Below are 14,692 nucleotides of genomic sequence, written 5' to 3' on the forward strand. Positions count from 1 at the left end.
GGCCAGACTTTGGGCGATGCGGCGGGATTTGTCAATGACGCCGGCAGCGGCTCAGGACTCTTCCGAAGCTGGCCGATCGTACGTGACGAACGCATAGTCGAAGCCGTTGGCCTCGGAATGATGCGTCTCGCGCGCGGTTTCCAGCCATTGCGTGCGGTCGATCGGCGGGAAGAAGGCGTCGCCTTCCACGTCGGCATCGATCTCGGTCACGACCAGCCGGTCGGCGCAAGGCATCGCCTCGGCATACAGCTGCGCGCCGCCGATCAGGAAGATCTGGTCGACGCCCACGCACAGGCGCTGCGCGTCTTCCAGCGACGTTGCCACCTCGGCGCCTTCGATGCGCAGGTCCGGGTTGCGGCTGACCACGATATTGCGCCGGCCCGGCAGCGGGCGGCCGATCGAGTCCCAGGTCTTGCGGCCCATGATCACGGGCGCGCCCATGGTGGTGCGCTTGAAATGCGCCAGGTCTTCCGGCAGGCGCCACGGCAGCGTGTTGTCGCGGCCGATGGTGCCGTTGCGGGCCTTGGCGACAACCAGGGTCAGGATCGTCATACGGCCACCGGTGCCTTGATGGCGGCATGCGACTGGTAGCCGTCCAGTTCGAAGTCTTCGTAGCGGTAGTCGAAGATGCTGTCGGGCTTGCGCAGGATGTTCAGCCGCGGCAGCGGCAGCGGCTCGCGCGCCAGCTGGGTCTGCACCTGCTCGAAGTGGTTGTTGTAGATGTGGCAGTCGCCGCCGGTCCAGATGAAGTCGCCCACTTCCAGCCCGGCCTGCTGCGCGATCATGTGCGTCAGCAGCGCATAGCTGGCGATATTGAAGGGCACGCCGAGGAAGATGTCGGCGCTGCGCTGGTACAGCTGGCACGACAGCTTGCCGTCGGCCACGTAGAACTGGAAGAACGCGTGGCAGGGCGGCAGCTTCATGCGGGGGATATCGGCCACGTTCCAGGCCGACACGATCAGCCGGCGCGAGTCCGGGTTGGCGCGGATCTGCGCCATCAGGTCGGTGATCTGGTCGATATGGCGGCCGTCCGGCGCCGGCCACGAGCGCCACTGCGAGCCGTACACCGGGCCCAGCTCGCCGTTCTCGTCGGCCCACTCGTCCCAGATGCTGACGCGGTTTTCCTGCAGCCAGCGCACGTTGGTCGAGCCCTGCAGGAACCACAGCAGCTCCAGGATGATGGACTTCAGGTGCAGCTTCTTGGTGGTCACTACCGGGAAGCCTTCGCGCAGGTCGAAGCGCATCTGGTAGCCGAACACCGAGCGCGTGCCGGTGCCGGTGCGGTCGGCCTTGTCGGTGCCATGCTCGTACACATGGCGCATGAAGTCGAGATACTGTTTCATCGGCGCGGGGCAGGGGATGTGGCGCGGGCGCTGGACCCGCAAAGCAGGCATTTTAAAGCAAGAAGGGCCACCCTTCCGGGCGGCCCTTCCTTCAGCAGGCCGGGGCGGCTGCCCCGGCGCGGCGAGCCTTAGTGGCTGCCAGCCGGTTCCTGCTGGTCGCGGCGCTTCTGGACCAGGTAGCCGGCACCCAGTACGCCGCCGATGATCAGCACGTACAGGCCCCAGTTAACCACCGGGTTGGCCTCGAAGAACGCCTTGACCAGCGGCTCGTGCACGATCATCTTCACCGCCGTGAACGCCAGCACGCCCGCACCCACGTAGATGATGGCCGGGAAGCGCGCCATCAGCTTGAGCACCAGGCTCGAACCCCACACCACGATGGGGATGCTGATCAGCAGGCCCAGCACCACCAGCAGGAAGCTGCCGTGCGCGGCGCCGGCCACGGCCAGCACGTTGTCCACGCCCATCACCGCATCGGCGATGATGATGGTCTTCATCGCGCCGAACAGGGTCGCGGCACCTGAGCCGTGCCCTTCTTCGCCGCTTTCGTCGGAGAGCAGCTTGTAGGCGATCCACACCAGCGCCAGGCCGCCGACCAGCAGCAGCCCGGGGATCTTCAGCAGCCAGACCACGCCGATCGTCATGGCCGAGCGCACCACCACGGCACCGATGGTGCCCCAGATGATGGCCTTCTTTTGCAGGTGCGGGGGCAGGTTGCGCGCCGCCAGGGCGATCACGATGGCATTGTCGCCGGCCAGCACCAGGTCAATGACGACAATCGACAGCAGGGCCGTCAGGAACTGCATCGTGAACAGATCGGTAAACCACTCCATGAACTCTCCTCAGGTACAAATCAGGGTAAATACAGCGCAGATGCGCACGCTTAACGTTGGTTCGCCTGGATTCGCGGAGCACGGAGCATGGGGGCGCCTTTGCAAACCATGAAGTCCAGGTTGCAAAGGTCTTGCTCGACCACAGGCGCGGTATGCGCACCGGTGGTCAGCACAACCGGGGACACGGGTCCCGGAATGACGATTGTGCTAAGGGCATCAGGCCCCGGAGCTACTCCCCTTTGAGGGTCGCGGGCCTGCTGAGGCCGCGCTGGGCGGCATTATAAACGAACTGTTGCCGGTGTGGCCCATTGGGGGAGATACCGACTCAAGTCGCGGCGTGTGCTGCATCGTGCCCATCGGGGCATGCAACGCTGCGCAATCCGCCGGATGCACCTATCCTTGAAGCTCGGCTCCGTCCGATGCGCCCCGGACAGCACAGGGGGCGGGTTGCGGAGACCGGCGCGCACGACATGCACAGCGCGGCCTTGGGGAATACGCAGTGAGCAGTAACCATTCGCGACCACACAAGGAAACGTCATGCCGGCTGTCCCGAACCCGCCGAACGCCTCTTCCCAGCAGACCTCGCAGACCACTCCCCGCAACCACCACAACGGCCATGCCGTGTCGCCAGCGCCCGGCGCCCAGCCCGCGCTGGTCGCACTGGCCAACGGCCACGCGCACCGTCCACCGCCCCAGCCCGAGTTCGTGCAGCAGTATTGCGAGGACAGCGGCGCCCTGCGCCGGCAGGTTCTGGCCGGGCTGTGCGCCGAGCCGGCGGCGATCAGTCCCAAGTTCTTCTACGACGTGCTGGGCTCGCGCCTGTTCGAGGCGATCACCGACTTGCCCGAGTACTATCCGACGCGCACCGAGGCGGCCATCTTTGCCAGCGCCGCCCCCGCCATCGCGGCACGCGCCGGCAGCGGCTGCGTGCTGGTGGACCTGGGCGCCGGCAATTGCGAGAAGGCCGCGCGCCTGTTCGGCAGCCTGCGTCCGGCGCAGTACGTGGCACTGGATATTTCGGTCGATTTCCTGCGCACGACGCTGTCAGCGCTGCAGCAGCAACATCCTGGCATCCCGATGCTGGGGCTGGGCGCCGACCTGTGCGCGCCGTTCGACCTGCCGCCCAACGTCAGGCGCGGCAGGCGGCTGTTTTTCTACCCGGGCTCGAGCATCGGCAATTTCTCCCCGATGGAAGCGCTGGCGCTGTTGCAGCGGCTGCGCGGCGCGGCCGGGCGCGGCGATGGCGTGCTCATCGGCGTCGACCTGCACAAGGACGAGTCCGCGCTGGTGTCGGCCTACGATGATGCGCTGGGCGTCACGGCCGCTTTCAACCGCAACATGCTGCGCAACGTGAACCGGATCGTCGGCACCGACTTCGAGTTGGCGGACTGGCGCCACGTGGCCAGCTTCGACCGCGAGGCGTCGCGCATCCAGATGCACCTGGAGGCATGCCGCGACGTACGCGTGCAGTGGGAAGGCGGCGCGCGCGAGTTCGGCGCGGGGGAGCTCATCCATACCGAGGACTCGTACAAGTACAAGCCGGCCGACTTCGCGCTGCTGCTCGAAGCCGCGGGGTTTGAGGACCCGGTCTGCTGGACCGATCCGCGCGGCTGGTTCGCGGTGTTCCACGCGCGCGGCTGAGCCCGTTGGCCCGGCCCGGGGCGCCTGCGGGCAGGGACGGCGGCTGGTGTCATAATGGCCGCACCGGCATGCGCTGCAGGCTGCACGCCGGTGCGGCCATTGCCTTCCCATCCCCATCTCCCTGCGCGGACCTTCCGATGAGCGGTTTTCCCATGCTTCCCGATCTCTATTTCACCGGCGGCAAGGCGGCCTGGTCCGACCCGCGCCGGCTGCCGCGCGAAGGCCTGGCGCAGGCGCTGGTCGAGACGCGCAACCGCACGCTGGCATGGCTGGCACCGTTCGGCCAGACCCGCCGCGCCTGGGATGTGCCGCGCCAGTACGATGCCGATCCGCCGCTGTGGACGCTGGGCCATGTCGCCTGGCATGCCGAGTGGTGGTGCCTGCGCGGCGTGCGCCAGGTAGACCGCGGCGGCGTGCCGGTGCCGGTGGCGTCCGAGCCTTCGCTGCTCGACGGCGCCGACGAATGGTTCGATCCCGACCGCATTGGCCCGGACGAGCGCTGGGAAGTCACGCTGCCCGACGTGGCCGTGGTCAAGCGCTATGCCGCCGATGTGCTCGACGGCCTGCTGCGCCGGGTGGCATTGCTGCCCGACGACAATGACCCGACCCTGTACCCGTACCGCCGTGCGCTGTTCCATGAAGATGCGCAGGGCGAGGGGCTGGCCGCGCTGCTGCAGGCGCTGGGCATGGCGCCCGCGGAATCGGCGCCCGCCCCCGGCCCTGTCCGGCCGGCCGGGCAGGGTGGCACGCTGCAGTTCCCGGGTGGGCGCTTCACGCTGGGCTGGAGCCAGGCGGACGGTTTCGCCTGGCCCGACGAACTGCCGCCGCAACCAACCTACGTGCCGGCCTTCGAGATGGATGTCGCGCCGGTCAGCAACGCGCAGTTCCTGGAATTCATCGAAGACGGCGGTTACGAGCGGCCCGCGTGGTGGTCGGCGTCGGGCCGCCAGTGGCTGATGACGCAGGAGCGCTCGTCTCCGCGCTACTGGTCGCGCCACCCGGACTCGCGCCGATGGATGGTGGAGCGCTTCGGCACGCTGCGCACACTCAATCCCGACGAGGCGGTGCGCCACGTGACGCTGTTCGAAGCGCAGGCTTGGTGTGTCTGGGCCGGGCGGCGCCTGCCGGCGGAATCGGAATGGGAGCTGGCGGCCACGCAGAACCGCGGGCTGCAGTGGGGCACGTTGCGCGAGTGGACGGCGACGCCGTACGAGCCCTACGCGGGCTTCACCGCGGCGCCGTCGGACGGCGAGTTTGTCGGCCGCTTCGGCACGCACCAGGCCGTGCGCGGCGTATCGTTCGCCAGCCCGTCGCGACTGCGCCATGCGCGGGCACGCTGGGCGCTGCTGCCGGAGGATGACGTGGCGTTCGTCGGCTTCCGCACCTGTGCGTTGTAGCGTCTCTGCGCGCGCATGCAAGAAGGGCACCCTCGGGTGCCCTTCTTGCTGCCTTCGGCAAGGTGCGCTCAGCGCACCGGCCCATCAACGCTCGTAGCGCGAGCGGCTGTTGCGGTTGCCGGCATTGCCACCGTTGCCACTGTAACCGCCGCCAAAGCCGCGGTTGCCGTCACGGTTGCCATCGCGGTTGCCGAAGCTGCGGCCTTCGCCGTTGCCGCGATAGCCGCCGCCATTGCGGTTGCCGAAACCGCGGTTGTCGTCGCCAAAGCTGCGCGCGCCATCGCGGTTGCCGAAGCCACGGTCGCCACGGTCTTCACCGAAGCTGCGGCCGCCTTCGCGATTGCCGAAGCCGCGGGCACCGTCGTTGCCGCCACGGTAGCCACCATTGCCGCCCTGGCCACGGTAGCCGCCTTCGCGGTTGCCGAAGCCGCCGCGGTTGTCGTCGCCGAACGGGCGCGCGCCTTCCGTGCGGTTGCCGAAGCCGCGGCTTTCGCCGCCGAACTTGCGGTCGCCGAAGCTGCGGTCACCAAAGCTGCGTTCGCCGCCACGGTAGCCGCCGCCATTGCCAGGGAAATCACCACGGCCGCCCGGCTTGCCGCCGAAGTTCGAGCGCGGCTTGGGCTGGCGGCGCGGCTCCAGGCCTTCGATCACCGAAGCGTCGACGCGCTGGTTGGTAAAGCGCTCGATGCGGCGCCACTGGAACACGTCGCCGTGGTTGACCAGGTTGATGGCGATGCCCGAGCGGCCCGCGCGGCCGGTACGGCCGATGCGGTGCACGTAGTCCTCGGCCTGCTTGGGCAGGTCGAAGTTCACCACGTGGGTGATATCGGGCACGTCGATGCCGCGCGCGGCCACGTCGGTGGCCACCAGGATGCGCAGGTTGCCGCGGCGCAATGCGGTCAGCGTGCGGTTGCGCGCGCCCTGGGTCATGTCGCCGTGCAACGCGCCGGCGGCAAAGCCAGTGTCGGACAGGCGCTCGGCCAGCGAGTCGGCATCGCGCTTGGTCGCGGTGAAGACGATGGCCTGCTTCAGGCCCGCGTCGCGCAGCAGGTGGTCCAGCAGGCGCTCCTTGTGCGACATGTCGTCGGTGTAGTGCAGGCGCTGCTCGATGTGGCTCTGGTCGGCGCGGGCCGCGGCGATCTCGATGCGTTGCGGATCCTTCAGCTGGCGCGAGGCGAGCTGGGCGATGCGCTGGTCGAGCGTGGCCGAGAACATCAGCGTCTGGCGCGAAGCCGGCGTGGCGTTGACGATGGCGTCGATGTCGTCGGCAAAGCCCATGTCGAGCATGCGGTCGGCTTCATCGAACACCAGCATCTGCAGTGCCGACAGGTCGATGCGGCCGGCGTCAATATGGTCGAGCAGGCGGCCCGGCGTCGCCACCAGGATGTCAGGCATCTTGGACAGCGCGGCCAGCTGCTTGGGGTAGGGCATGCCGCCCAGGATGCTGGCGCAGACGATGCGGCGCAGATTGCGGCCGTACTTGGCGGCGGCCTCGGTCACCTGCAGCGCCAGTTCGCGCGTCGGGGTCAGCACCAGCAGTGCGGGCTGGGCCGGCGACGGACGGGGGCGCTTGCCCTTCATGCGCTTGGCGGGTTCGGTCGAGCGCTGCGGTGCCGGCATTTCGCTGATGCGCTGGATCGCGGGCAGCATGAACGCGGCGGTCTTGCCCGAGCCGGTCTGGCTCGACACCAGCAGGTCGCGGCCGGCCAGGAAGGCGGGGATAGCCTGGGCCTGCACCGGGGTCGGCGTGTTGTAGTTCAGTTCGGAGAGCGCGCGCAGGATGGCCGCGTCGAGGCCAAGCTTCGCAAAGCCGCTTTCGGTCGCTGCGGTTTCCGTGGCGGCCTGGGCTTCGGCTGCCGGGCTGCCGTTGAGCATGGCGTCGAGCTTGTCGAGCGGGCTCTCGATAATCTGGGCAGCGTCGGAAGTGATCGAAGCGTCGGTCGCGGAGGCAATAGCTTGCTCCGCACGAATGTCGTGCTGGGTCATGTCGTAATGATCAAATAAATGCATGGCACCCCGAACGCAGAATGGGGTGGGCGCAGTGCAAAGTCTTAAAAAGGCTTCGGCGCCAATCGGTGAGGCCGTTACGACAGACACAGCTGGCAGTACGGCGGCAGGCAGGGCGTTGGCTGGTCCCGCTAGGCGGTCCGGCCATGTCCCTGGCAGGCAAACAGCTCAGGTTTCAGGCTGTTCAACAGGATCGGAGACGAGGCGACGTCAGGTGAGCGGTGCGTTCTGCTGGGCGGCTGGCGCAAAAACAACTAGGCGTCCGGCAGCGAGGAAACAGAGCTTGGGAGGGCAGCGGATTCGCCGCGGCATTGATGGAGCCGGTGCCGGGCGGTTGGCGGATCTCACAGTTGCGAAACTCACGGCGCGGATTATAGCAGAGTGAGAAATTTTTGTTGCACTGCGAAAGGTAACCAAAGCGTAACCAGATATGTCAGCCTGGCGTCACCTGCATGCGCGGCCGGCGCCACATCGGCGCGCCGCAGGCGCTGGCCGGGTTGAAAGGCTGCGGCCCCTGCCTATACTGGAGGCGCGAGCACACAGGATGCCCGCACGGGGCGGACGAAAACGTTCCCGCTTTGACCTCCTCCAGCGGCATTGCGCCACTGCTAGCGGCAAGCATTGCGGTCATTGCCCCAAGCGCCAGTCTTCCTGCGACTCTCCGGGTGGTCCGGATGGGCGTCCGCGTCATGGGCGGAATCATGGGAAGCCTGCCTGGCAAAAGAATGACCGAACTGTTGACCGCGTGACCCAGAAGGTCCGGGCCCGTCCGCAACCAAGCCCGCCAGTTACTGGCGGGCTTTTCATTGGATTGACCGTTTCTCTCTACCCGTTGCCGCCCGCGCTTAGCCGCCCGTCCCCTCGTCTGCCGGTCCTGCCGGCTTTCGCGGCAGCCGGCCCTGTGGGATCTCCCGTGGCATCACATGGCGATTGCCGGGCAGGCCGCCCGCGTAATCGACGATGCGCGCCGGCCCGCTGCGCCGCAGCCCATGCCATCCCTGGCCGCCGGCAGTGCGCCCGCCGCCCAGGATGGCGGTCATGGCTTGCCGGTCGAGATCCGTGCTGTCGGACAAATCCTTGATGACGATTACTGCCATGGCTGTCTCCGCTGTTTCCGGTTACGCGGCGCCACGGCCATGCGGCCGCGGAACCGCTTCAGTATAGGCGGCGGCCCGCGGTGCTTAGCCGCGGGCCTGCCACCGCTCCCCGTACCCAGGCGCTCAGACCGCGGCGAAGTTGCCGGCCCATTGCGACGGGTTGACATCGACGCTCACCGGGCCCACGCCGTGGCCGACGAAGCTGTTGTTGAGCGTGTTGACATTGATGCTCTGCAACTGGGCGATGTTCTGGTTGACGTTGACGGTCACGTTGGCCAGCGGGCCGACGCTGCCGACACCGCGGCTGAGCCAGGAATTGCCGCCGCGCACGGCGCGCAGCGAGGCACGGTCGAGGTCTTTGCTGACGGCGAGGTCGCGAACGATGATCGATGACATGATGGTGCTCCTTCAGGTGATGCGATGAGGTTTCCGGGGCGGCTGCGCGGAGGTTGCATATTTCCACCGCGCGCCGCGGCCGTGGCCGGATCAGCCGTAGATGTTGTTGGTGGCGTTCTGGTTGGTATGCACGTTGGACTTGACGTGATCCAGGAAGGCCGAGCCGTTGCCGTTCAGGTTGGTGACGGTCTGCATCTGCGCGATCGACTGCTTGGCGTCGATGCTGTTGTCGAACGCCAGCTTGATCGGCGCATAGACGGCGGCGAAGGGCAGGTACGCGAGGCCGCCGCGCACGGCGTGCATGCGCTTGCTGTCGAGGGTTTCGGCGGCGGACAGGTCTTTGATGGTCAGCGTGGTCATGATGGTCTCCGGGTCTCGGTGGGTGCGTTGGCAGATATGGCTATGGCGCGGGCTCAGCCGTAGATGTTGTTGCTGGCGTTCTGGTTGGTGCGCACGTTGGACTTGACGTGATCCAGGAAGGCCGAGCCGTTGCCGTTCATGTTGGTGACGGTCTGCATCTGCGCGATTTCCTGCACGGCGGTGATGCTGCTGTCGAACGACAGCTTCAGCGGGCTGTACACCGCGGCGAACGGCATGTACGTCATGCCGCCGCGCACGGCTTGCATGCCCTTGCGGTCCAGGGTTTCGGCGGAGGACAGGTCCTTGATGGTCAGCGTGGTCATGATGGTCTCCAATGGCGGAAGGTATTGCGTTTGGGTTTGGATTCGAGCATCGGGTTGGTGTCGCGCTCGGTTGGGATATTGCAGGGAGCGTGCCAGCGCTGCGGCCAGCTGCGCGCGCCGCGCGCAAGTGCCTGAAAACAAGGGGTTTTTGATCGTCGTGTCGGGTTGCCGGCACCGGCCGCGTGCGCAAATGCGGGGCCCTGGGTGGCGGTGCCGGGCCAACACCTGTGGCGCCGGTGTTGGCCCGGCTGTGACAGTCGGCGGCCATCGCGGCCGACGCGCGCTGGCGCCGCACGCGCGCGGCGTTGCGTGCCGGCAGCGCGGCGCAAGCGCACGGATTGCGCATGGCATGGGTGCGCACTAGTATCCATCGAAGACAGGGCAATTTCGCACTGCACACTGCGCGGGCGACCCTGCCCGAAAACCATGTCAGGGCGAGCCGTGACCAGTCTCAAAGACCTGATCCGCAAGTTCCAGAACGGCGGTCTGTCCGACGACGAATTCGTTGCGTCGTTCGAGACGGCGCTGGCCCAGGATCCCACCTTGCCCAGCCAGGCGGCGCGCGTGGTGATCGAGGAAAACACGCGCTTTCCGTTCCCGCCCGCGGTCTATGCCGAGGTGATGCGGCGCATCGAGCGCCGCAGCGCCACCCAGTACGAGGGCGTCACCGAAGCCACGCGCATGGCCAGCGGGCCGCAGACAGGCTCGCTCTACGCGACCTCGCCCGAGGCCGGCACGCTGCCGCCTGCTGCGCATGCCAAGGGCGTGGGCGATACGCTGAACGGCCGCTTCGTGCTGGAAGAGTGCCTGGGCGTGGGCGGCATGGGCACGGTGTACAAGGCGCTCGACCTGCGCAAGCTGGAAGCGTCGGACCGCAAGCCCTATATCGCCATCAAGGTGCTGAACCTGCAGTTCAGCGGCCATCCCAAGTCGCTGATCGCGCTGCAGCGCGAGGCGCGCAAGGCGCAGACGCTGGCGCACCGGAATATCGTTACTGTTTACGACTTCGACCGCGACGGGCCGGTGGTCTTCCTGACCATGGAATACCTGTCGGGCAATTCGCTCAACCATGTGCTGAAGGCGCCCGGCTTCAGCGGCATGCCGATGGCGCGCGCCATGCCGATCATCAACGGCATGGGCAACGCACTGGCCTACGCGCACGAGCGCGGCTTCGTGCACTGCGACTTCAAGCCCGCCAACGTGTTCCTGACCGACAGCGGCGAGGTCAAGGTGATCGACTTCGGCATCGCGCGCGGCTTCCTGCCGCCGGCCGACGAGTCAGACCGGACCGTGTTCGACCCCGGCTCGCTGGGCGGCATGACGCCGGCGTATGCGAGCCCCGAGATGTTCGAGCACCGCGAGCCCGACCCGCGCGATGACATCTATGCACTGGCCTGCGTGACCTACGAACTGATAACAGGCAAGCATCCGTACCAGCGCATGTCGGCCAACCAGGCGCGTGAAGCGGGCGTCAAGCCGCCGCAGCCGCCGCAGCTCAGCCGCACGCAGTGGAAGACGATGCGCGAGGCACTGTCGCTGGATCGCGCCACGCGCACGCCCACCGTTGCGCGCTTCCTGCAAGGCATGAGCGCGGTGCCGATGACCACGCCGTCGCAGCGCTCGCCGATAATGATCGGCGGTGTCGCCGCCGTGCTCGCCGGAGTGTCGGCGATTGGCTACTACGCCTGGCATGCGCAGCGGCAGCCCGCCGCGCCGCCCCCTGAGACGCGTGCGGAAGCGCCCGTCACGCCGCCCGCGCCACCGCCGCGGGCAGCGCCTGCTCCGGCGCGGCCCGCGGTGTTCTCCATGGCCGAAGTCACCAAGGCGCTCGCCGCCGTGCCGTGTTCGCTGCTCAGCGCCAGCGAGAAGGCCCATACGCTGCGCGTGCGCGGCTTCCTGGCCGAAAGCGTGGGACCGGCGCGCCTGCGCGAGCAGTTGGCGGCGTTGCCCGGCGTGAAGGGCGTGGCCGTCGAGACGCAGCCCTTCGCCGATGACAAGTGCGACGTGGCGAAGCTGGTCGCGCCGTATTGGTCCGGCAATCGCGAAGGCGCCAGCGCGTCGTCGCTGCGGCTGCGTGGCAAGAGCTCGCAGCTCGCTGATGGCTCGCCGCTGGTGCTGGAGCTGCGTACGCCGGCACAGGAGTCGTATGTCTACGTCGACTACTTCGCGGCCGACGGCAAGGTTGCGCACATGGTGCCCAGTACCCGGGTGCCGGCCCACCAGGCTCCGGCAGGCCACCAGGCGACAATCGGCGAAGGCGGCACCTGGGTGGTGTCGGCCCCCTTCGGCACGGAGGTGGTGGTGCTGCTGACGACGCCTGTTCCGCTGTTCGAAGGGCGCCGCACCGAGGTGGAAGGGCGGCAGGACTACCTGCTTGCGCTGGAAAAGCCGCTGGCGCAGATGGCGCGCACTTATGGCAAGGACCGCATCAGCGCGGACGTAGTGCAGATATCGACGCGTGCGCGCTGACGGGGCGGACGCTCCGGCTCGCACTTCATGCCAGGCGCCGCGGCGCGTTATTTCATGTCGCGCGCCACGCGGAAGCCATTCTGCGACTGCCGCACGCTCGGGCTGTACTTGAAGCGCGTGGAAGACACCATGTAGCCGGCCCCTTCGCGCCACGAGCCGCCACGGATCACGCGCGAGCCGCAGGCGTTCTCGTTCCACGCGCGCCCGTCCACGGGCGCGCCCTTGTACGAGCTGTGCCAGCAGTCGGCGACCCATTCCCACACGCTGCCGTTGACGTCATGCAGGCCCCATGGGTTGGCGGCGAACGAGCCCACCGGCGCCGGCGCATCGTTGCTCCACGGATCGCCGCATTCCTTGCAGTTGGCGTTGCCCTTGCGCATCTGGTCGCCCCACCAGAACGCGCTGGCGGTGCCGCCGCGCGCCGCGTATTCCCATTCCGATTCGGTCGGCAGGCGGTAGGCCTTGCCGGTGGTCTTGCTCAGCCACTCCACGTACTGTTGCGCATCGTCCCAGCTGACATCGCGCACCGGTGAGTTCTTCGCGCTTTCAGCAATGGTCGGCACGCGCTGGCAGCTGCCGGCGTCGACACAGGCATTCCACTGCTCGACCGTGACTTCGAAGCGGCCGATCGCGAACGGCTGTCCGATGGTGACGTGGTGCGGCGGCTTCTCCGCCGGATCGCTGGCGCTGCTGCCCATGGTGAAGCTGCCGGCGGGCAGCGCAATCAGCACCGGACATGCAGGGCAATCGCGAATTTCGCCGGTGCGGATCGGCGGTGGCGCAACACCGACCGAGCCACCGGCAGCGGCGCCGGCCCTGGGCGCTTCCGCCGAGGGCGGAGCCGGCGCAGGAGCGGGCGCCGAACGGGCAGCGGCGGGTGCCGACGCAGCCGGCGCGCGCGAAACCGGCCCGCCTGCCGACGTGCCAGACCGGGGCGGCGGCGCAGCCTGCTGTTTTGCCTTCGGCGCGGGCGCAGGTGCCGCCGGTGCCGACGCACGCAGCCGCTCGAGCCTTGCCTTGGCCAGCACCGCGAAGCGCCCGTTGGGGTATTGCTTCAGGTATGCCTCGTAGTCGGCGGCGTAGTTGCTGTTCTTGATCGATTCCCAGAAGCTGAGCTCGTACTGCTCGTCGGTGTTCTTGGGCAGGATGCCGGCCAGCAGCAGCGGGTCCGCGGAGGCTGCAGACGCCGCACCCATGGAAAGCGCAGTGGACGCGAGAATCCCGGCCACCGCGGCCAGATGCACGACTGGTAGATTGCGCCACATCTTCACACCTCGTCGGACGGCAGCGAACCCGTTGCATGCCGGCACATGCCCTGCGGGCGCATTGTGGTGTTGCCGAGACCTCGACCGGCTTGCTTCAAGATAGCACAGCGCCTGTGTCCCGGGCGAAGCATTGCAAAGCCGCCACGCTTCGCCGGGGTCGCATTTTCCGGGCTTGCGTCCTAACCTGAATGACGAATCGCCGAGCGCTGGTCCAACAAGCAACAAGAATGGGCTGACGGGACAACGTGATCGGGTTTCGGAAAGATCTCCGGGGAGGGCGTATGTCCAGACGATTCCTGTTCCGCCTGGCGGCGGCTGCGGTGTTCGCGGCCGCGCCATCGCTGTCCCTGTCGACAGCCGCTCCACCCAACGCCGAGGCCTACATCATCTGGCCTCACGACGGCACGGTGATCAGCGGCGGCAAGTTCTGGATCCGCATGGGGCTGCGCAACATGGGCGTGTGCCCCAAGGGCGTCGAGCTGCCGCGCTGCGGCCACCACCACCTGTTGATCGACGTCGAGCTGCCTCCGCTGGACAAGGAAATTCCGAACGACCGGAACCACCTGCACTTCGGCGCGGGCGAGACCGATGCGCGCATCGAACTGCCGCCGGGCAAGCACACCTTGCAGCTGCTGATGGGCGACGCCAAGCACGTACCGTTCGAGCCGCCGATCTATTCGAGGAAGATCACGATCACCGTGCGCTAGCGTTGCGCGCGGCGTGGCATTGCACGGTCAACAAGGGAGAGCGTTATGTCCAGACTACTCGCTGCCGCTGCGCTGGCTGCCAGCGTGCTGGTATCGTTCGCGGCCCAGGGCGGATCCACGCCGGCGCCGGCGAATGCCTATCTCTATATCGGGTGGCCCAATGACGGGCAGGTGATGCCTGCCGGCAAGCCGTTCAAGGTATGGTTTGGGCTACGCAACATGGGGGTGGCGCCGAAGGATGTGAAGTTCAAGAACACCGGACACCATCATCTGCTGATCGATGTCGACCTGCCGCCGATGGACAAGGAAATCCCGAACGACCGGAACCACCTGCACTTTGGCGCGGGCGAGACGGAAACCATGCTGGAGCTGCCGCCCGGCAAGCACACACTGCAACTGATCATGGGGGATGACAAGCATATCCCTACCAATCCGCCCGTGTATTCAAAGCGCATCACGATCTACGTAAAGTAGAACGCCCAACATAGGACTGGCGACCGGCGCGCGAAGGCGTTCCTGCGTTGACGCCCGCAGCAGGGGCCACCCACAGCTCTGGGCTCGTTCAAGAACCGCGTCAATCCCAAGCCACCGTGGCGCACCAGGCGTCAGGCAGTCCTATTCTGCAACGAAGCAAAGCCCCGTACGAAAGCCCCCGCCCACTACGATGAAAGTGACCGCCCCCCCAGGGCGGTAAATGCGCACAAAAACAACCACCAGATTCGAAGCGCAGCCGCATCCCTCCAGAACAAAAACGCCCGCTGTCACAACACACCCAACACCCACCCCCAACCTGTTGGGCCGAACCCACCATCCTCCGCTCTCCACGAACCTCGCCAACCCCGGCCTGGAAGGCA

Annotated in this window: 14 protein-coding genes; 5 read left to right on the forward strand and 9 right to left on the reverse strand. The window is 67.3% G+C overall.

From position 1 onward, the window contains the following. Positions 1 to 51 precede the first annotated feature (51 nt). From K309_RS0105985 to K309_RS0105995, 3 genes are all read right to left on the reverse strand, one after another. A complete protein-coding gene (locus tag K309_RS0105985; RefSeq protein ID WP_029045572.1) occupies positions 52 to 552 on the reverse strand; it encodes a dihydrofolate reductase in 501 nt (166 codons plus the stop codon). Then, on the reverse strand, positions 549 to 1,343 hold the full coding sequence (locus tag K309_RS0105990; protein WP_029045573.1) for a thymidylate synthase: 795 nt from the start codon (positions 1,341 to 1,343) through the stop codon (positions 549 to 551). Before K309_RS0105990 ends, K309_RS0105985 begins: the two co-directional genes overlap by 4 nt. 128 nt (positions 1,344 to 1,471) lie before the next feature. After that, positions 1,472 to 2,176 carry a TerC family protein gene (locus K309_RS0105995; protein ID WP_029045574.1) on the reverse strand — a complete coding sequence of 235 codons (705 nt, stop codon included), beginning with the start codon at positions 2,174 to 2,176 and terminating at the stop codon, positions 1,472 to 1,474. Positions 2,177 to 2,713: 537 nt separating this feature from the next. Here K309_RS0105995 and egtD point away from each other — a divergent pair. Together egtD and K309_RS0106005 are read left to right on the forward strand one after the other, a co-directional pair. Continuing rightward, the gene (egtD, locus tag K309_RS0106000) at positions 2,714 to 3,817 is read left to right on the forward strand and encodes an L-histidine N(alpha)-methyltransferase (RefSeq protein WP_029045575.1); all 1,104 of its coding nucleotides are present in this window, start codon (positions 2,714 to 2,716) and stop codon (positions 3,815 to 3,817) included. A 137-nt stretch (positions 3,818 to 3,954) separates the two neighbouring features. Beyond that, complete coding sequence (locus K309_RS0106005) at positions 3,955 to 5,214, forward strand: SUMF1/EgtB/PvdO family nonheme iron enzyme (RefSeq protein ID WP_029045576.1); 1,260 nt, start codon at positions 3,955 to 3,957, stop codon at positions 5,212 to 5,214. An 84-nt stretch (positions 5,215 to 5,298) separates the two neighbouring features. On the opposite strand, the gene K309_RS0106010 is transcribed toward K309_RS0106005, so the two are convergent. From K309_RS0106010 to K309_RS0106030, 5 genes are all read right to left on the reverse strand, one after another. Then, positions 5,299 to 7,200 (reverse strand): DEAD/DEAH box helicase, encoded by a 1,902-nt coding sequence (locus K309_RS0106010; RefSeq protein WP_029045577.1) that lies wholly within the window; start codon positions 7,198 to 7,200, stop codon positions 5,299 to 5,301. An 866-nt stretch (positions 7,201 to 8,066) separates the two neighbouring features. Continuing rightward, complete coding sequence (locus K309_RS0106015; protein ID WP_029045578.1) at positions 8,067 to 8,318, reverse strand: hypothetical protein; 252 nt, start codon at positions 8,316 to 8,318, stop codon at positions 8,067 to 8,069. Between the two features lie 123 nt (positions 8,319 to 8,441). Next, entirely contained in the window at positions 8,442 to 8,714 is a 273-nt protein-coding gene (locus K309_RS0106020) for a hypothetical protein (protein ID WP_029045579.1), read from the reverse strand. 90 nt (positions 8,715 to 8,804) lie between these two features. Then, complete coding sequence (locus tag K309_RS0106025; protein WP_029045580.1) at positions 8,805 to 9,074, reverse strand: hypothetical protein; 270 nt, start codon at positions 9,072 to 9,074, stop codon at positions 8,805 to 8,807. Positions 9,075 to 9,127: 53 nt separating this feature from the next. Next, a complete protein-coding gene (locus tag K309_RS0106030; protein WP_029045581.1) occupies positions 9,128 to 9,397 on the reverse strand; it encodes a hypothetical protein in 270 nt (89 codons plus the stop codon). A gap of 426 nt (positions 9,398 to 9,823) precedes the next feature. Between K309_RS0106030 and K309_RS0106035 the strand changes: the two genes are divergently transcribed. After that, a complete protein-coding gene (locus K309_RS0106035; protein ID WP_029045582.1) occupies positions 9,824 to 11,866 on the forward strand; it encodes a serine/threonine protein kinase in 2,043 nt (680 codons plus the stop codon). 47 nt (positions 11,867 to 11,913) lie between these two features. Here K309_RS0106035 and K309_RS0106040 read toward each other — a convergent pair whose 3' ends face one another. After that, a complete protein-coding gene (locus K309_RS0106040) occupies positions 11,914 to 13,470 on the reverse strand; it encodes a formylglycine-generating enzyme family protein (protein ID WP_369796395.1) in 1,557 nt (518 codons plus the stop codon). Between K309_RS0106040 and K309_RS0106045 the strand changes: the two genes are divergently transcribed. Both K309_RS0106045 and K309_RS0106050 read left to right on the forward strand, forming a co-directional pair. Continuing rightward, entirely contained in the window at positions 13,413 to 13,838 is a 426-nt protein-coding gene (locus tag K309_RS0106045; RefSeq protein ID WP_029045584.1) for a DUF4399 domain-containing protein, read from the forward strand. The genes K309_RS0106040 and K309_RS0106045 overlap by 58 nt on opposite strands. 45 nt (positions 13,839 to 13,883) lie before the next feature. Continuing rightward, positions 13,884 to 14,312, forward strand: a complete 429-nt coding sequence (locus K309_RS0106050; protein ID WP_029045585.1) for a DUF4399 domain-containing protein — start codon at positions 13,884 to 13,886, stop codon at positions 14,310 to 14,312. The last annotated feature ends 380 nt before the right edge of the window (positions 14,313 to 14,692 follow it).

The sequence above is a fragment of the Cupriavidus phytohabitans genome (genome assembly GCF_000426345.1).
GTDB lineage: Bacteria > Pseudomonadota > Gammaproteobacteria > Burkholderiales > Burkholderiaceae > Cupriavidus.